This is a genomic window from Tardiphaga sp. 813_E8_N1_3 (assembly GCF_051811025.1).
GTDB lineage: Bacteria > Pseudomonadota > Alphaproteobacteria > Rhizobiales > Xanthobacteraceae > Tardiphaga.
In genome coordinates, this window is sequence record NZ_JBPWQE010000001.1 from 1,575,964 (window position 1) to 1,591,496 (window position 15,533).

General features: G+C 62.2%; 21 protein-coding genes. 11 read left to right on the plus strand and 10 right to left on the minus strand.

All coding sequences use genetic code 11. The features are described 5' to 3' along the window. Positions 1–221 precede the first annotated feature (221 nt). Positions 222–923, plus strand: coding sequence for an Ig-like domain-containing protein (locus AB8A33_RS07345; RefSeq protein WP_439092153.1), 702 nt, complete (start codon positions 222–224; stop codon positions 921–923). On the opposite strand, the gene AB8A33_RS07350 is transcribed toward AB8A33_RS07345, so the two are convergent. The 4 genes from AB8A33_RS07350 to AB8A33_RS07365 all read right to left on the minus strand — a co-directional run bounded on the left by AB8A33_RS07350 (position 920) and on the right by AB8A33_RS07365 (position 4,166). Continuing rightward, positions 920–1,489: an inner membrane-spanning protein YciB gene (locus AB8A33_RS07350; protein ID WP_439092154.1), complete on the minus strand. Its 570-nt coding sequence runs from the start codon at positions 1,487–1,489 to the stop codon at positions 920–922. The genes AB8A33_RS07345 and AB8A33_RS07350 overlap by 4 nt on opposite strands. 56 nt (positions 1,490–1,545) lie before the next feature. After that, the gene (locus AB8A33_RS07355; protein WP_439092155.1) at positions 1,546–2,121 is read right to left on the minus strand and encodes a hypothetical protein; all 576 of its coding nucleotides are present in this window, start codon (positions 2,119–2,121) and stop codon (positions 1,546–1,548) included. 90 nt (positions 2,122–2,211) lie between these two features. Then, positions 2,212–2,535, minus strand: a complete 324-nt coding sequence (locus tag AB8A33_RS07360; protein WP_439092156.1) for a hypothetical protein — start codon at positions 2,533–2,535, stop codon at positions 2,212–2,214. A 227-nt stretch (positions 2,536–2,762) separates the two neighbouring features. Continuing rightward, positions 2,763–4,166: a carotenoid oxygenase family protein gene (locus tag AB8A33_RS07365; protein WP_439092157.1), complete on the minus strand. Its 1,404-nt coding sequence runs from the start codon at positions 4,164–4,166 to the stop codon at positions 2,763–2,765. Positions 4,167–4,269: 103 nt separating this feature from the next. On the opposite strand from AB8A33_RS07365, the gene AB8A33_RS07370 reads away from it, so the two are divergent. Further along, positions 4,270–5,010 carry a TetR/AcrR family transcriptional regulator gene (locus AB8A33_RS07370; RefSeq protein ID WP_439092158.1) on the plus strand — a complete coding sequence of 247 codons (741 nt, stop codon included), beginning with the start codon at positions 4,270–4,272 and terminating at the stop codon, positions 5,008–5,010. 61 nt (positions 5,011–5,071) lie between these two features. Here the strand turns inward: AB8A33_RS07370 and AB8A33_RS07375 are convergent, their stop codons facing one another. Further along, positions 5,072–5,689, minus strand: a complete 618-nt coding sequence (locus tag AB8A33_RS07375) for a hypothetical protein (RefSeq protein ID WP_439092159.1) — start codon at positions 5,687–5,689, stop codon at positions 5,072–5,074. A gap of 149 nt (positions 5,690–5,838) precedes the next feature. Here AB8A33_RS07375 and AB8A33_RS07380 point away from each other — a divergent pair, with 149 nt between their 5' ends. Then, complete coding sequence (locus AB8A33_RS07380) at positions 5,839–6,498, plus strand: SET domain-containing protein (RefSeq protein ID WP_439092160.1); 660 nt, start codon at positions 5,839–5,841, stop codon at positions 6,496–6,498. Here the strand turns inward: AB8A33_RS07380 and AB8A33_RS07385 are convergent. Further along, on the minus strand, positions 6,495–6,893 hold the full coding sequence (locus tag AB8A33_RS07385) for a hypothetical protein (protein ID WP_439092161.1): 399 nt from the start codon (positions 6,891–6,893) through the stop codon (positions 6,495–6,497). The genes AB8A33_RS07380 and AB8A33_RS07385 overlap by 4 nt on opposite strands. A 116-nt stretch (positions 6,894–7,009) precedes the next feature. On the opposite strand from AB8A33_RS07385, the gene AB8A33_RS07390 reads away from it, so the two are divergent. Then, entirely contained in the window at positions 7,010–7,828 is an 819-nt protein-coding gene (locus AB8A33_RS07390; RefSeq protein ID WP_439092162.1) for a helix-turn-helix domain-containing protein, read from the plus strand. A gap of 63 nt (positions 7,829–7,891) precedes the next feature. Beyond that, the gene (locus tag AB8A33_RS07395) at positions 7,892–8,557 is read left to right on the plus strand and encodes a DsbA family oxidoreductase (protein ID WP_439092163.1); all 666 of its coding nucleotides are present in this window, start codon (positions 7,892–7,894) and stop codon (positions 8,555–8,557) included. A gap of 6 nt (positions 8,558–8,563) precedes the next feature. On the opposite strand, the gene AB8A33_RS07400 is transcribed toward AB8A33_RS07395, so the two are convergent. Continuing rightward, complete coding sequence (locus tag AB8A33_RS07400; RefSeq protein WP_439092164.1) at positions 8,564–9,508, minus strand: JmjC domain-containing protein; 945 nt, start codon at positions 9,506–9,508, stop codon at positions 8,564–8,566. Positions 9,509–9,525: 17 nt separating this feature from the next. Beyond that, complete coding sequence (locus tag AB8A33_RS07405) at positions 9,526–10,737, minus strand: GNAT family N-acetyltransferase (protein WP_439095876.1); 1,212 nt, start codon at positions 10,735–10,737, stop codon at positions 9,526–9,528. A 313-nt stretch (positions 10,738–11,050) separates the two neighbouring features. On the opposite strand from AB8A33_RS07405, the gene AB8A33_RS07410 reads away from it, so the two are divergent. Both AB8A33_RS07410 and AB8A33_RS07415 read left to right on the plus strand, forming a co-directional pair. Next, on the plus strand, positions 11,051–11,290 hold the full coding sequence (locus AB8A33_RS07410; protein ID WP_439095877.1) for a hypothetical protein: 240 nt from the start codon (positions 11,051–11,053) through the stop codon (positions 11,288–11,290). A gap of 173 nt (positions 11,291–11,463) precedes the next feature. Beyond that, positions 11,464–12,864 (plus strand): caspase family protein, encoded by a 1,401-nt coding sequence (locus AB8A33_RS07415; protein ID WP_439092165.1) that lies wholly within the window; start codon positions 11,464–11,466, stop codon positions 12,862–12,864. Positions 12,865–12,873: 9 nt separating this feature from the next. Here AB8A33_RS07415 and AB8A33_RS07420 read toward each other — a convergent pair whose 3' ends face one another. Next, positions 12,874–13,113, minus strand: a complete 240-nt coding sequence (locus tag AB8A33_RS07420) for a PilZ domain-containing protein (protein ID WP_439092166.1) — start codon at positions 13,111–13,113, stop codon at positions 12,874–12,876. A 231-nt stretch (positions 13,114–13,344) separates the two neighbouring features. On the opposite strand from AB8A33_RS07420, the gene AB8A33_RS07425 reads away from it, so the two are divergent. Then, the gene (locus AB8A33_RS07425) at positions 13,345–13,635 is read left to right on the plus strand and encodes an HdeA/HdeB family chaperone (RefSeq protein WP_439095878.1); all 291 of its coding nucleotides are present in this window, start codon (positions 13,345–13,347) and stop codon (positions 13,633–13,635) included. A gap of 154 nt (positions 13,636–13,789) precedes the next feature. Next, positions 13,790–14,071, plus strand: a complete 282-nt coding sequence (locus AB8A33_RS07430) for a hypothetical protein (protein ID WP_439092167.1) — start codon at positions 13,790–13,792, stop codon at positions 14,069–14,071. Positions 14,072–14,161: 90 nt separating this feature from the next. Here the strand turns inward: AB8A33_RS07430 and AB8A33_RS07435 are convergent, their stop codons facing one another. Continuing rightward, positions 14,162–14,371, minus strand: coding sequence for a DUF6894 family protein (locus AB8A33_RS07435; RefSeq protein WP_439092168.1), 210 nt, complete (start codon positions 14,369–14,371; stop codon positions 14,162–14,164). A 293-nt stretch (positions 14,372–14,664) separates the two neighbouring features. Between AB8A33_RS07435 and AB8A33_RS07440 the strand changes: the two genes are divergently transcribed. Further along, positions 14,665–14,982, plus strand: a complete 318-nt coding sequence (locus AB8A33_RS07440; protein WP_439092169.1) for a hypothetical protein — start codon at positions 14,665–14,667, stop codon at positions 14,980–14,982. 102 nt (positions 14,983–15,084) lie between these two features. Next, positions 15,085–15,522: an acyl-CoA thioesterase gene (locus tag AB8A33_RS07445; protein ID WP_439092170.1), complete on the plus strand. Its 438-nt coding sequence runs from the start codon at positions 15,085–15,087 to the stop codon at positions 15,520–15,522. Positions 15,523–15,533 lie beyond the last annotated feature (11 nt).

The window sequence follows — 15,533 nt, forward strand, 5'->3', positions numbered from 1 at the left end:
AGACGAATTCGAGGCCGCCCCATGTTGGATGCTCTGAAGCTGAATATGACGGTCGTGATGCTTCTGGCTGCGGCCAGCGCGGTAAATGGGGTCATATTTTATCAGTATCTGTGACGAACTGTTCACGTCGATACGCGGCCTCACTGCCGTGCCTTTTTTGCGTTGAACCTTTTCGCCGGCCGCGCGCCCCATCCAAGGGGCGGCTAACCGGAGCGTAACAGGTGAACAATTTTCATCTGGTCGTCGTCACTGCAGCTGTGCTCGCAAGTTCGGCCGCGGCCCACGCCCAATCCATTATTCACTCCGAACTGACCCGGACCACTTTGGCGGCATCTATCGATGTGGCCGGTCGCACGACATTGACGGCGTCCGTGACGAGTGAACGCGGTGGCGGCGTCCCGGGCGGCATCGTCCGATTTGTCGATGAAACGACGCTCACCGTGCTTGGCTGGGTCGATGTGGCCCATCCGTCGCTGGTGGTCCAGCGACTGCCGCCGGGGCTGCATCATTTCCGTGCGGATTATATGGGGACGTCGAATTATCTGCCTGTCGTGGTACAGCCGAGCCAATCCGCGGTGATGGCCGAGACCATACGCGTCATGCCGGCCGTGGCGCTGTCGTCGTCGGAGAATCCTTGTCCGTCCGGAGCGGTGGTCACGTTGACCGCCGCGATTGCCGGCGGTGTTGGCACTCCGAAAGGGGCCGTCACGTTTCGCGATGGCGAGCAGGTTCTTGCGACACATGTCGGCCTGGATCGCGCCGGCACGGCGTCGTTCACCACCTCGGCGCTGGCGGATGGCACGCGCTGGATCACGGCCGAATATGAGGGCGACACGGTTCATGCGCCTGCGGCATCGCCACCGCTGACGGTGGATGTCGGAGTGGCCCGCCTGCGAAGCTCGCAGTTGCGTGCGAGCGACTAGGTGCCCATCTGCGCCGTCGCTGCAGCTGCGCGAAGCTTGCGGCTGATGATCACCCGGAACACGACATACTGGATCGCGAAGGCCAGCACCTTGGCGCCAATGGCCACGACCGACACATAGAACGCCCACAGTTTCATATCGCCGGTCATGGCCACAGCGATGACACCGGCACCAAGCGCGAACATCAGCGCAGCCCAGGCATAGCCCGCAGCGGTCACATATTCAGGGATCGTCTCGCTGACGATAGGTGGCAGGTAGCGCAGCATCCAGCCCTTGCGCAGCATGATCGCGCCGATGGCGAAATGTCCGATACTGGGCTTGGCCAGCACGAAGCGTGGATCCTTGGTCAGCAGCGTCGCGCCGCCGAGGACGACAACCAGTGCGAGGCTGGCATAGGTCATTACGTCAAGCTGCTGACCCTTGATGCGGGCATAGACGAACTGTGCGACGGCACCCGCAATCGCCACGCAGGTCGCCAGCAGGACGTCACCGGTGACGAGGTAGAGCACCAGGAAGACGATGGTGGAGAAGAAATCCTGGCCAAGTTTGGCGAATACGTCCTTCATCGCAGTGCTCCCAATGCAGTCGAAATGGTCAGGCGTCGATGTGCAGGCGAAGTGGATCAGGGCTTCAGCGGTTCTGCCGGCTTCGCAGCGCCGTATTTTGCGCGGCGATATTGCGGATACCATTTGGTGAAGGCAACCGCGGAATTGCGGGCGGCAAAAGCCACCGCAAAGCCGATCCACAGCGGCAGAGAGGGCATGTAGATGATCAGCATGTCCGCCACCAGCATCAGCACGAAGGCGCCGGCCCAGGCCCAGGTGAGGATGTAGTTCGCCTTCATGAAGCCGGGTAGCTTCAAGGTTTCGGCATCCACCACCTCGCGGGCATATTGCAGCGTGAAGGGCAGGCGGATCGCCAGCGACAGCAGCACGATTGAGAGCAGGCCAACATCGACGGCGAGGCGCACGGCCACCGCGCTCCAGTTGCCGTCGACCAGCGTGATGTAGCAGCCGAGCGCGCTGAAGATCAGCACCGAGCCTGCCGCGAGCATCTTCAGCGAGCCGCCGCGGACCACGTCCCAGACCACGATGCCGAGCGACAGCGCCGCTGCGGCGAACAGGCTGATCGCGACCGATGACACCATCATCAGGATGGCGAAAGCACCGAACGGGGCGATGATGAGAAAGGAAGCCATGGCGTTTCCAGTTCGGGCTATCTTGACGTTGTGAAGGTGCGTTGCGGGTTCGCTTATGAAGCCGCTGTGTCGTTGCGCATCATCCTGCGATCATATGTCTTGTTGTGTGAGCGGGCAGACATTGCCGACCGGCGTGAAAACGTCATGAGAAGCCGAGGCGGCCGCGCCGGATGGTTCGATGCCGACGAGCGTGGTCCCGGTCACGACCAGCACGAGGGCCAGGCTGCCCCAGCTTGCTGTCCGGGTCATCATGTCCGGCCTGCGATATGCGGTTCGTGCGAGAACGAACTGTGTCGCAGCACCTGCAATGGCGACGGCAGTCGCGATCAGCACGTCTCCTGCGATCGCAAAAGTCGTGAAGAAGGCGATGGTGGAAAGGAAGCCGATGGCCAGCTTGGCGAGGACGTTGATCATGGCGTGGTTCCGCGCGGTTGTTGTCGAGAGAGAACTTTTGTCGTTGTGCTTCAGGAAGCGGTGACGGCCGGGCCGATCATCAGAAAGGACGCCACGCTGTTTTCCACCCGCTAAATCTTTACGTTGTCAAGATTTCTTCTAGGCGTTGCCTACGGGCTCGTCAACAAAAATCTTTACACTGTCAAAATTGTGAGGAACTGACGGTTTAGTGTATTTAAAACAGATCCTTACGAGGCATCCACCCAGTTGCCGTGAAAGCCTGCCGGTACCCGGTGACCGAGCTGGACGAGCGCGATCGGTCCCGCGGCGACATCGGTGGCATTGAACACTGCCAGATCGCTGCGGTTCTGTCGGGCGCGCCACACCACCGCGAGCAGCCAGCCGTCGCCTTCGGCTGCATCCTTGCCGCGCGCGACGAAGACGGGTTCGGAGATGCTGTCGCCGAGTGGCAGCATGTATTGGCCGAGCCTGACGCCGTCGCGCCAGACATGGGTGATCCCGGAAAAGGCCTTGCTGGCGCCCGGTGCCGGATTATCGCAGGCGTACCAGCCTTGCGTGCTGAGGAGGCCGGAGCGGCGCTCATCGATACGCGGGAATTCGCCGGTGATGTCGTCGAGATAGGTGCGCGTGAAGCGATCGGTATTGGCCGACAGATCGAAGGTCCAGCGACAAAGTCGTGCGTTGGATTTCGCGGGATCGGTCGGCGAACCATCCGGATGCGTGAACAGCGGCGCTTCCTCGGATTGCATGACGTCGGCGATGATGCGGTCGCCGTCGTCCCACGCATTCATCACATGGAAGACGTAACAGGCTTCGGCGCGAAACCACTTGATATCATCTGCACTGCCGTCGCGCTTCATCACGCCGACGTAAGAACCTTTGTCCGGCTCCCAGGCATAGGGCGGGCGGCCTGATCGCGCGCGATCCATGCTGCCGGTGATGGGCAGGATCGGAAACAGCAGATGGTTCTCCGTGACGATGAAGTCATGCACCATGCTGGCATAGGGCGCATCGAAACGTTCGAAACGCGTCACGATGCCCGATGAATCGATCGAACCGAACGAGATCGTTGGACTGAAGATTCCTCGGGCATTATAGCCGAAGAAGGTCATTTCGCCGGTGATGGGATCGATCTTCGGATGCGCGGTAAACGGCCCGCCGATGCGGCCGCGATAGTTCTGATAGCCGAGTGTCTTCAGCGTGCCCGGTTCGATTTCGGTCGGAGGATGTCCTTCCTCGAGCGCGAGGAGGCGGCCAGCGTGAAAGACGATGTTGGTATTGGCCGCGCCTGAGTCATTGCCAAGCGAAGCAGGGGCGTCCGATATTTGCTGCCCGAAGCCGCGATAGAGCGCGCGGCCGGCATCGTGCTCGGCGAGAAATTTCGGCGTACGGATCCAACGATTGCGATAGCTCGCGCGGCCGTTCTCGATGTGGAAGGCGTGCAGCATGCCGTCGCCGACAAACCAGTGCGAGCCTTTGGTTTCAAATTGCGGATTGGGGCCGTTGCGATAGAGCGTGCCGTTGAGCTCACGTGGCAATTCGCCGACGACTGTCAGGAACGGCGCGTCGCACTCCATCGGGATCGGCGCAAGATTGTCATGAGCAGCCTCGATCGGGTCCAGCAGCGCCATCGTCGTCTCCTATGCCGTTATCTTTACGTTGTCTAGATTGCTAGATGCGGGTGGTTGGCCCGTCAAGCAAAATCTTTACAGTGTAAAAATGGCGACCTATAACATGACCATGATGAAGCAGACCAAGACTGCGAAGCCGCGCGCCGTGCCGCAAGACCGCCGCAAGAAGACCGCAGGAAATTCGCAAGCAAAGGCCGCGGTCAAAAAAGCCGCCGGCGCCGAATCTCCCTATCATCACGGGGACTTGCACGGTGCGCTGCTGAAAGCCGCGGAAGTCGTGTTGGAGCGCGATGGACTATCTGGCCTGACGTTGCGCGCCGTCGCCCGCGAAGCCGGCGTCTCTCATGCGGCTCCGACGCATCACTTCGGCGATCTCACCGGCCTTGTCAGCGAACTCGCCGCCATCGGCTTTCGCAACTTCAACGCTACAATGACTGCGGCTGGTGCGAGCGGCACGACGCCGCTCGAAAGCGCGCTCGCCCGCGCCAAGGCCTATCTCGCTTATGCACGTGCGCAGCCTGGCATGTATCAGCTGATGTTTCGTACCGAGCGGCTCGACATGAGCCGGCCGAATCTGCGCGAGGCAGCCAATGCATCGTTCGCCGGTCTTGCCAGCGTGGTCGGTGCGAACCATCCGGGCAATGTCGCCACCGATGCGCTGACCATCGAGCAGGCCGCGCAGATCGCGCGCACGTGGTCGCTGGTGCATGGTTTCACCATGCTGACCCTCGATGGCCGCCTCACCGACATCCTACGCCGCTTGCCTGATGGCACCGACGCAGAGAAGCTGTTCGTCGAGATGCTGAAGATTACTGTCGCCAAGGCGATGGAAGCGCCGAAATAGCGAAACTCTTCGCCTAGGGCCAGCCGATGCGGTAGCGCTATCGCAAAATCAACAAGACCGCCTAGCGCGATGCCATCGCCAGCGCCGTGGCGCGGTCGCCGATGCCGGCCACGCTGACCTTGCCCTTGCTGCAATCGAAGCCGCGCGCCAGCTTGTCGGCGGCCTTGCGCGCGACCTCGTTGGCATCCGGATTGGCTGATACATCGATATGGGCGACATGACACACCGCGCCGGGCGGCAGCCGTGTCACGACCAGTACCTGTCTGGTTTTCGGCGCTCCCTTGGACTGGCTGCCATCGCCGATGGCCACATGCCAGCGCTGGATCATCGCAAATGGCTTGCCGCCGCTGAGACGCCATTCGATCGTGTCGGTGGTTGAATTGAAGGCGGCAAAGCCTTGTGACGCGGCTGGTTCGTCCTCGGCGGCCTTGACCGTGCGCCCGACGGTGATGGTTTCGCGCAAATCGCCTTCGGTCTTCACGACAACGAGGCCGGCAGGCCCGCGGCAGGTCCACTGGGCGCTGTCATCGGCATCGACTTCGCCGGCTGCGACGGGCATCTTGCGGCAATCCTTCGCCGCCGTGGAGCTGTATATGCTCGTGATGTCGCTGGCCGCCGCAAGGGATGTGGCGGAGATGATGGCTGCCAGAGCGGCGGCGAAAGCGGGAAATCGTTGCATGCGAAGGCATCCGGACAAATAGGTGACGACGCTTTGACGTTCACAAGCTGGGGAAGGTTCAACGGAAGCGGCTGACAGGGCTGGTTGAATCGCGCTAGACAGCTTGGTCAGCCTTCATTTTGTCTCCAGCAGCGTCAGTTCCTCATCCCATGCCCGCCTCGACTTCCGCCAAGCCATATCGCATCGGCCGTTCCAAAACCGGTCTCGGTCTTTTCGCCACCCAGCCGATCAAGAAGGGCGTCAAGATCGTCCAATACTTCGGGCCTTTGCTGGATTCGAAGAACGAGAAGCACGACGCGATCGAGAACAAGTACCTGTTCCAGATCAGCAAGCGCTGGACCGTCGACGGCTCGATCCGCAAGAACGTCGCGCGCTATATCAACCACGCCTGCAAGCCGAACGCCGAGTCCGACGTCAACGCAACAAAGAAGAAGATCGTCATCCGCTCGATCAAGAAGATCGAGCCGGGCGAAGAGATCAACTACGATTACGGCACGGAGTATTTCAAGGAATACCTGAAGCCAATCGGCTGCAAGTGCGATTCCTGCGAGAAGAAGCGCAAGAAGAAGCGCGCCGAGGCACGTGCCGAGAAGCTGAAGGCCAAGGAGAAGGCCGAGCGCAAGGCGCTGAAGAAGGAAGAAAAGGCGAAGGCCAAGAGGGCGAAAGCCAAGGCCAAGAAGGCCAAGTCTTCCGGCAAGGCTGCTTCGGGCAAAGCCGAAACGACCAAGGCCGCCGCAAAAAAGAAGACCTCCGCGGCGACCAAGGCCAGCAAGGCGAAGACCGGCAAGACCAAGAGCAAGGGGGCTTAAGCCGCCTGTGCCGCTGCGTTCCGGCGCAGCCCGATATATTGCAGCTCCGCGAACACACCGACTGCGATCGCCTGCGCGGCCACGAAGATCTGGCCAAGCAGGTTCGGCGTCACCGCGCCCGAGAACAGCAGGCCGATGCTGCCCAGCGTCCACAGCGCATTGCCGATGATGATGACTAGCACCAGCAGCTTCGACATGCTCACGCGGGTGCCGAGCCAGCCGACCAGCGCCGCATAGGCGATCAGAAACAGGCCGGATTCCAGCAGCAGTGCTTCAGGCAGATGCAGCAGCGGCGCCAGCATGGCCGCGGCAAAGGTCAGCAGCAGCGCCATGGCGCCGCTGACGACGGCGTCGATCTGGATGGCGCGGCGGAGCAGGAGAGAGGGATTGATCATGGTCGTCATCCTTCGGTTGGTCGTTGGGAATGTCCCGACCATGACGGCGCCGCGAAGCCAAATCGATTACCTGTGAGGTCATGGAAGCTGCGAAATTCGCGTGTTAGCTTTTTGCCATGAGCACACAGCTAGCAGCGTCCTCCGCAACATCCCGGCCCGCCGGGATCGGCCATCATTTGCGCGAATGGCGGCAACGCCGCCGCCTGAGCCAGCTCGATCTGGCCGGCGATGCCGAGATTTCCACGCGTCATCTGAGTTTCCTCGAGACCGGCCGCGCCTCGCCCTCGCGCGAGATGGTGTTGCGGCTGGCCGAGCGGCTCGACGTGCCGCTGCGCGAGCGCAATGTCTTGCTGGTGGCCGCAGGCTTCGCACCGGCCTTTCCGCAGCGGGCGCTGGACGATCCGGCGCTGACCTCGGCGCGTCAGGCCATCGACCTCGTGCTGAAGGCGCATGAGCCCAATCCGGCGCTGGCGGTCGATCGGCACTGGAATCTGGTGTCCGCCAACCGAATGGTGATGCCGCTGCTGTCAGGCATCCCACCTGAATTGCTGGCGCCGCCGCTCAACGTGCTCAGGCTGAGCTTTCATCCGCAGGGGCTGGCATCACGCACCGTCAATCTCGGCGAATGGTGCGCGCATCTGCTGGAGCGTCTGCACCGGCAATGCGAGGCGACGGCCGATCCGGAGCTGCTCAAGCTGTATCAGGAATTGAAGACCTATCCCGTCCCGGCGCGGTCGGCGTCGATCGCGGCTGACAGCGTCGTCGTGCCGTTCCGAATGAGGCTGGGCGACGATGTGCTGAGCTTCATGTCGACGACCATGACCTTCGGTACGCCGCTGGATATCACCCTGTCGGAAATCGCCATCGAGACGTTCTTTCCGGCGGATGACCTTACGGCGACCAGGCTCCGGGAGATCGCTTCAAACGGGAACTAACGGCCTTGTCCGTGATGTCCATGACGCCTATTTGTGGGCGGAACAAATACAGGGAGCCCGCCCATGAGCACCGTCAAGTCGCTTCAGATCGATATCGTCTCCGACGTCGTGTGCCCGTGGTGCTATATCGGCAAGCGCCGCATCGAGAATGCGCTGGCGCTGGCTTCCGACGTGCCGGTGCATGTCAATTGGCGGCCGTTCTTCCTCAATCCGTGGATCCCGCGCGAGGGCATCGATCGCTCGACCTATCTGGAAACGAAATTCGGATCGGTGGAAGCCTATAAAGGCATTGCGGGCCGCGTTGTGGATGCTGCCGAGCAGGAAGGGTTGACCTATCGCCCGGACAGCGTGAAGCGCCAGCCGAACACCATCGATTGCCACCGGCTGATCCATTGGGCCGAAGCCTCCGGCAAGTCGGCCGAGGTCAAGCAGCGTCTGATGGAGTTGTATTTCCGCGATGGTGGCGATCTCACCCAGAGCGAGACGCTGGTGAAGGCCGCGGCCGACGTCGGGCTTGATGCGGATGAGATCCGCAAGCGCCTCGCCACCGACGAGGATGTCGAACTGATTTCCGGCAACGCCAAGGAAGCCGCCGACAAGGGCATTTCCGGCGTGCCGACTTTCGTCTTCGCCGGCAAATATGCGGTGTCCGGTGCGCAGGATGCGGAGAAGCTTGCGCGCGCGATCCGTCAGGTGTCGGCGGAAGTGAACGCAGAGGCGGCGGAATAGGGCGCTTTACGCGCCCTTCAGATAGTAATTCGCCTTCTTGCCGAGTGCGATGCGGCGCAGCAGTTTGCGCATCGCTAGTGACGAGCGCAGCGGCTTGATCGCCGTGGTGACGGTCCGGTAGAAGGCCAGCTTCAGCATATCCAGCACCGGCTGCTGCCCCGGTGGCTTCTGCGGGAAGCCGATGCCGCGCAGCATCGAGTTGAAGAAGTGCAGGTCGTTGACACGGCGCACTTCCTTGGTCTTCCAGGTGATCGCCATCGAGATCGAGAACGAGCCGGCGGTGCGCACCCAGTGCGGCCACTGATAGGGCACGTAGCAACCGTCGCCATCGAACATGTGAAACTCGACCGCGCGCGGTGCGAAACTGTCATCGAATTTGAGATTGCGGTGCTTGGTCATCGAGCGCTCAATCTCGTCGTCGGAGACGATGGCGCGGTCGTTGTTGTCGTAGATCGTGAAGAACTTCTCGCCGTGGATCTGGACGAAGAAATTGTCTTCGCTGTCGAGATGGAACGGCGTGGTCGAATTCGGCGAGGAGACGAACAGGAAGCCTTCGAGCTGTTCGAAGCCGGCATCGAGCAGGCTGTTGAAGCCGCGGGCGCGGGCCACTGACAGCAACGTGTCTTCGAGCAACTGGCGATATTCGGGCGAGTTCTCGATCCGCTTCAGCACCATCCAGGCACCGGCAGTCTCGATACGATTGACCACCTCAACGGGATCGAGATCTACCGACGGGATCGCGTCGGGGTCCTGGCTGATCGCGACCTTGCCCGAATTATATTCGATGAGATCGCGGGGTAGTTCGGATGCGAGCTGCGCGATGCGCGGCAGCGTCAGCAGCGGATGTCCGGCGAGCTTGTGCCTGATGGCGAACGGCTTCAACGGAAAATCGTTCTTGAGCGATTGATTGGCGGCCGAGATCACCGGCGCGACGTCAGTAGCTGCGTTCATGGTTGAACCCCTGATATCTAGCGGAGGCGGTTGCGGATGGAGCGGGCCACGCGTCGCAGCGGCTCGCGGATAGAGCGACGCAGGGTCAGCGCGCCGTGGATGAGCGCGACGAGCGGGTCGTGCTTGCGCAGCGGGATCAGCACGTCGCCGATGGCAAGGCGGCCGCGCCAGATCGGGTCGATCATCGGGTGACCGGCATTGGCCGTGGAGTCGGCGCTTGCAATCACGGGATCGGCGCAGAGATGCCGCGTCACGTCGAGCGTGAGCTGCACGCCGGGGGACAGTTTGGCGAAGCGCTCGTCGACGCCGAGCTTGAAATAGAAGGCACGATCGAGATGCCTGAGCAGCACACCGGAGGCGACCGGGGTCTCGCCGGCGCGCAGCGTGACGATCTCGCATTGGCCGTGTTCGGCGAGCGCCCTGGTGGCGCTGCGGATGAAGGCACTGTCGCCGGCATCCTGCATCAGGGCGGTGCCGCGTTTGCCCTTCCATCCGCTCGCTTCCAGCGTCAGGAACGTGTCGATGGTCGCAGCGATTTCCGCCGGCGTGCGCGCGATCTCGAATGTCACATCGCCATGTTCGGCGAGACGATTGCGCTGGCGGCGCAGTTCTTTCAGCTTCTTCGCGCCGAGCGCATCGCGCAGCAGGTCATCGGCATCGCGCGTGGCATCGAGGCAGGCGCGGGCGTGGGATTGCAGGATGCGCGGCGCCAGGTCCTGCATGGCGAGCGACTTGCGGATCGCCTGCATTGCGGCGCCGTCGAGCGAGACGTTCTCGAGGATCAGCGCATGCGCGCCGGCCTTGCGGGCCTGTTCCAGCAGGCGCGTCACAGCATCAGGCGCCATGTCGCGATCGAGCAGCGGCGTCGAGAGCGTCCCATAGGGATCGGCGCTGACCAGTGCCGGCAGAGGAATGCGATAGGCGCGCCGCGCGGTGATCACCGGCAGCAGCCCGATCAAGCAGGGCGTTCCAGCGTCGCTTGTCCAGGCGCTGAGCGCGGCGACATCGGTGCGGCCGCGCGCGGATGCATTTACGGCCAGTTCCCAATCGGCGAGATAATAGCCGTTCGGCTCGACGGCCTGCTGCGCGAGAGCACGCCATGGCTCGGGCGCGATTGCCGCGAGCGGCGCAAGTGCATCGGGCGCAGGCGCTGGGCGGTTCGCCGCGGTCATCCCGGCGCCCGTCGCTCTGCTGCCATGCATGCCGGCTGGATTTGCAATGTCGACCACGTCCCCGATCCCCGTCGCAAGGAAGGCGGCGCAGGCCGCTTCTCCATTGCTGTCTGCGGAGACTAGGAGAAACATTCGAATATCCGGTTTTTCCGAACGCGAAATTTGACGGGAATGTGCAACCGATCGTTCACCAAACGGTCGCTGAAAAGCCTGTGTTTTCAGCGGATATGGGCCGGCGGGGGTGGCGGGTGCCGGAGTATTCGCGCGTTTCGAGGGTGGGCAGACCTGCGGTCGATGGTCGCGGCCTCGCCATGTTGGGGCTGGAAAATGGCCCATACGTCAGGCTATCAAGGCGCCGGAGGGACCCATGATGAGAGCATTGGTATTGGCGATCGCGGCAGTAGCGCTTCTGGCTGCGCCGGCGAACGCACAGATGGGCGGCGGCAAGCGCGGCGGCGCCGATCATGCGCCAGCGCCCGAAAAGCCGAAGATTGACGAAAAGGCCTACAAGGCCGCCCTGGAGCGCGTTCCGACTCCCAAGGAAAAATATGATCCATGGGGCGGCGTCGCGCCAGCTCCCGCGCCTGCAACGACCGCGAAGAAAAAGTAGTCTTCGAACAGCACATGCCGCGCGCGGTTCCCGTGAACCGCGCTTGCTTTGACAGCGACCAAATTGGGCAGCGGCAGGCCGTCGCATTGTTGGCGTACGGCCATCCTGATTTCATTTGAATCAGGCGGGGAATTATCCGTCGCGCAAACCGGCCTGGTCGGGGAGAGTGTTCGATGGTTTGTCCTGTCATTCGCAACGCGATCGTTGCAGCCACGGTGATGCTCGGCTCGCAAACCGCATGGGCGGAGAGTCGTCTGGCGCTGGTGATCGGGCAGTCCTCCTACCGGTCCATCGCGCCGCTCCCCAATCCCGTCAATGACGCCAAGGCCATGGCGCAGATGCTTGGCGATGCCGGCTTCGAGGTGCAGTCGGCGACGGATCTGTCGCAGAACGAGTTGCGCGGCAAGATCGCTAGTTTCGCCGCGACTGTATCGGCCAAGGGCCCCGACACGGTGGCGCTGGTGTTCTATGCCGGGCACGGTCTGCAGATCGACGGCGAGAATTATCTGGTGCCGGTCGATATCGATCCGAAGCGCGAAGCCGATATTCCGCTGCAGGCGGTGCGCCTCAACGACATCCTGAACACACTGACATCCGTGCCGAGCAAGAGCCGCATCATCCTGCTCGATGCCTGCCGCAACAATCCGTTTCCGGCCATCAGCAAGACCACCGGCCGCGGCCTTGCCCAGGTCGATGTGAAATTCGGCTCGCCCGGCACGTTGCTGTCATTCTCCACGTCGCCCGGTGCCGAAGCCGAAGACGGCAAGGACGGCAACAGCCCCTATACCACGGCGCTGCTGAAGGCCGGCCGCGAGCCGGGCCTGCCGATCGAGGATGCGTTCAAGCGCGTGCGGCTGTCGGTCAATCAGGCCACTGAAGGCCGGCAGACGCCGTGGGAGAGCTCGTCGCTGGTCAATGACTTCCGCTTCTTTGGTGGGGATGCCGGCGCCAAGCCTGCGGTGACCAAGAAGACCGTCGATCAATGGCGCAAGGAGCTGCAGGGCAAGCCGGTGCAGGACGCCAACAACCTGATCGTCTCGGACGGTTCGGTGGAAGCCTATGAGGCCTTTGTCGGCCTCTATGCCGAGCCGCCGCTGGGACCGCAGGCGAAGGAATGGCTCGACCGTCACTACAAGATGGTGGCGTGGAATAATGCCGTCATTACCAATACCGCGCCGTCCTATCGCGACTTCCTGGCGAAATATCCCGACAGCGATCTGACATCGACCGCGCAGAAGCTCGAGGAGCGCACGCGCAACAAGCCGGTGCCGGACGCGGCGGCGAATACGCCGACCAATGTCGCATTGGCCGGACCGGGCCCGACATGCCCGTGCGGCACGCCGCCCGCAGCAGCGCCTGCGTCGAAGAAGGCCGAGAAAACCACCGAACCTGCGAAGAAGCGCGCCGACAAGCCGTCGTCACCGCCGCGGCGCAGCCGCGAGATCGTCGAGGAGGAGGTCATCATCCGCCGTGCGCCGCCGGTCTATTACGAGCCGGTGCCGCGCGTCTATTACGGCGGCGGAGGCTATGGCGGTTACAGCGGCGGCAACTATGGCGGCCGCGGGCGCTACTGACGGGCGCGCCTACTCGAACGCCACGCCAAGCTGGCGGTCGTTGTTCCACACCGGCCGGCAGCGGCGGATGAATTGATCCGCCTCGATCACCAGCATGAAATTCTGCGGCAGGCCGAGCGGGCTTGCGATATCGACACGCGCGCCGGAGGCCGAGAGATTGCGGACGGTGCAATCGATACCGCCGCCGCCAAAGGCCAGCGTGCCGCGCTTCAGAACCCGGTGTCGTGGAGCCGTTCGTTTCTCGATCATGGTCGTCGTCCGCATCGTCTGGATGCGCCATGTCTAGCACCGCGATCTTGCCGGCCGATAAAGCCGATCGCAGAGATTCGGACCCGGCCGTTCATCCTTCGTGAAGTTCTGGACGATCAGAAAATTTCATAAAACCATCAGATCAAAGAAATTGGCTCCATGATACCGTTGGGCTGTTGAACGCTCGGGCGAGCCATCGGCCGGCGTCATTTTTCGGGGAAGGGGACCATGATGAAATTCGCCTCCGCGTTATTGACTGCTGCTGCCATCTTCTCTGCCGCGCCGGCCCAGGCTGTCGTGCTTGATCTGTCCACGATGTCCTGCAAGCAATTCGTCGAGTCGGGCCCCGACGAGATCAAGATGGTGCTGACCTGGATGGACGGCTGGTACAAGGGCGACTCGGACGATGCGATCATCGACACCGAAGTGTTCGTCGAGAACGCCAAGAAGTTCGGCACCTATTGCGCAGCGCACCCGACCATCAGCATTGTGACGGCCGCGGAGAAAGTGCTGGGCGACTAGGCTCCGGTCCGGGTCAGCGCCCGGGCATCCCGGATTTCCGGTTTCCGAAGGTTTCAACCTGCGTGAGGCACGACGGGGTGCCCTGCGTCAGGCGCTTGGCGTGCCCGAATGGCCAGTGGTATAACGCCTCGGAAATTCACGGAGCTTTGGTGCCATGAAACGATCCCTCAAGTTATTCAGCGTCGTCGCAGCGCTCGCGCTTCTGACCGGACCGGCCGCCGCGCAGATGATGAATCTGATGCCGGAGGTGAAGAGCAAGTCGGCGGAGGAGAAGGAACAGGACGCGATCACCGAGAAGGCGTATCGCGAGTCGCTGCGCAAGATTCCCGACACCAAGGCTTCCGCAGACCCCTGGGGCAACGTGCGCAGCGATGCGCCGAAGGCGGCTGCGCCCGCGAAACAGCCGCGCACCAAGACTGGCAGCGCTACGAATTGATCAGGCGGTGATCGTGGCATCGGCGGCTCGTGCCGCCGGGCGCGCAAATGGACTGAAGCCCGCGCGCGGCCGCTGATACATTCGCCTGTGTCAGTTGCTCCAGGACAGCGGCACTTCGAACAATCCGCCGCTGTCTTCATTCTCGACGACGATCGCGCCCTTCATCGTGCCGATGGTGCGCACCATCTCCAGGGCGAGCTGACGTGCGTGCAGCATCGCTTCCTGATCGTCCTTGAAGCTCGTCCCTTCATCGTCGAGGAACGTGTTTTCGGCGATAATATGAAAGAAAAATCGAGTCACGGGAAACGACCACAGCTGGCGCGCGCGTATATGGCCTGCAGCACCTGAGGTTGCTGTAAGACGATGATACCGCTAGACCAACTTGTTCCGCGCGTCGATAGAAATGTGCAAAATTTGCGGCAAATAAACGGTTTTTTTGGCGACGATCCGCTTCGCGTAGGGTTCCGATCTCGGAATCTGATGCAGCTCTGGGTTGACGATCAAGAAAGGCCGGCGCCGTCGCTATATGACGGGTCCGTTCCGCTTCGGCATGACGCAAGGCGCCGCCGCCGGTTCGCTTGTAAGGAGAGATGATGTTGGCAGCCGACCTCGTATTTGCATGTGCCTTGGTCGTGATGATCGGCTGCAATCTCTATCTCGCGCCGCGCATCCCGCATGCGCGGATCGCGATGCAATGGGGCTTCGACGGCAAGCCGACATGGGATGCGCCGAAGCACATCGCGCTGTGGGGCATGGTGATCTTCATGCTGGCGGTGCGCCTGATCATATGGACGGCGCCGACATTCGTGCCGGAGAAGGTTCATGGTGCGGAGCTCGGACTGGTGCTGGCCTCGGTCATCATCGCGGCGTCGCACATCTTCATCGTGCTGCAAGCCATCAGGCGCGCATAAACCGCGGCATGACGTCTCCCCGCGGCGGCTGGCTTCGCTGCGCAAGAGAGGCTAGGGAGCATCAGGGCGGAGATCGAAGCCGCCGTCATAGGCGAGGGGCATATGTCGCGCGACCGGTTCTGGTTCTTCCACCCGTTTCGGGTGCGCTATTCCGAAATCGATGGCCAGGGCGTGGTCTTCAACGCGCATTATCTCACCTACTTCGACACGACCATCACCGAATATTTTCGTGCGCTCGGCTATGACCAGTTTGCCGATGCCAAGGCAAGCGGCGTCGACTTTCACGTCGTCAAATCGGTGATCGAATACAAGGCGCCGATCCTGTTCGATCAGGAGCTGGACGTCGCCGCGCGCGTGGCGCGGATCGGCAATTCCAGTCTGGTGTTCGAGCTCGGCATCTTCGCGCGCGCAGCCGACGATCTGTTTGCGACGGGCGAGATCGTCTGGGTCAATACCGATCAGAAGACGCATCGCCCGGTGCCGATCGCGCAACCGATCCGCGAGCTGATCGCCACGCGCGAAACGCATCTCGCGGGATAAGGCACAGGTGA

Coding starts and splice junctions, on each gene's coding strand:
- AB8A33_RS07350 (WP_439092154.1), bottom strand. CDS start 1,489: ATGAAGGACGTATTCGCCAAACTTGGCCAGGATTTCTTCTCCACCATC.
- AB8A33_RS07355 (WP_439092155.1), bottom strand. CDS start 2,121: ATGGCTTCCTTTCTCATCATCGCCCCGTTCGGTGCTTTCGCCATCCTG.
- AB8A33_RS07360 (WP_439092156.1), bottom strand. CDS start 2,535: ATGATCAACGTCCTCGCCAAGCTGGCCATCGGCTTCCTTTCCACCATC.
- AB8A33_RS07365 (WP_439092157.1), bottom strand. CDS start 4,166: ATGGCGCTGCTGGACCCGATCGAGGCTGCTCATGACAATCTTGCGCCG.
- AB8A33_RS07370 (WP_439092158.1), top strand. CDS start 4,270: ATGACCATGATGAAGCAGACCAAGACTGCGAAGCCGCGCGCCGTGCCG.
- AB8A33_RS07375 (WP_439092159.1), bottom strand. CDS start 5,689: ATGCAACGATTTCCCGCTTTCGCCGCCGCTCTGGCAGCCATCATCTCC.
- AB8A33_RS07380 (WP_439092160.1), top strand. CDS start 5,839: ATGCCCGCCTCGACTTCCGCCAAGCCATATCGCATCGGCCGTTCCAAA.
- AB8A33_RS07385 (WP_439092161.1), bottom strand. CDS start 6,893: ATGATCAATCCCTCTCTCCTGCTCCGCCGCGCCATCCAGATCGACGCC.
- AB8A33_RS07390 (WP_439092162.1), top strand. CDS start 7,010: ATGAGCACACAGCTAGCAGCGTCCTCCGCAACATCCCGGCCCGCCGGG.
- AB8A33_RS07395 (WP_439092163.1), top strand. CDS start 7,892: ATGAGCACCGTCAAGTCGCTTCAGATCGATATCGTCTCCGACGTCGTG.
- AB8A33_RS07400 (WP_439092164.1), bottom strand. CDS start 9,508: ATGAACGCAGCTACTGACGTCGCGCCGGTGATCTCGGCCGCCAATCAA.
- AB8A33_RS07410 (WP_439095877.1), top strand. CDS start 11,051: ATGAGAGCATTGGTATTGGCGATCGCGGCAGTAGCGCTTCTGGCTGCG.
- AB8A33_RS07415 (WP_439092165.1), top strand. CDS start 11,464: ATGGTTTGTCCTGTCATTCGCAACGCGATCGTTGCAGCCACGGTGATG.
- AB8A33_RS07420 (WP_439092166.1), bottom strand. CDS start 13,113: ATGATCGAGAAACGAACGGCTCCACGACACCGGGTTCTGAAGCGCGGC.
- AB8A33_RS07425 (WP_439095878.1), top strand. CDS start 13,345: ATGAAATTCGCCTCCGCGTTATTGACTGCTGCTGCCATCTTCTCTGCC.
- AB8A33_RS07430 (WP_439092167.1), top strand. CDS start 13,790: ATGAAACGATCCCTCAAGTTATTCAGCGTCGTCGCAGCGCTCGCGCTT.
- AB8A33_RS07440 (WP_439092169.1), top strand. CDS start 14,665: ATGTTGGCAGCCGACCTCGTATTTGCATGTGCCTTGGTCGTGATGATC.
- AB8A33_RS07445 (WP_439092170.1), top strand. CDS start 15,085: ATGTCGCGCGACCGGTTCTGGTTCTTCCACCCGTTTCGGGTGCGCTAT.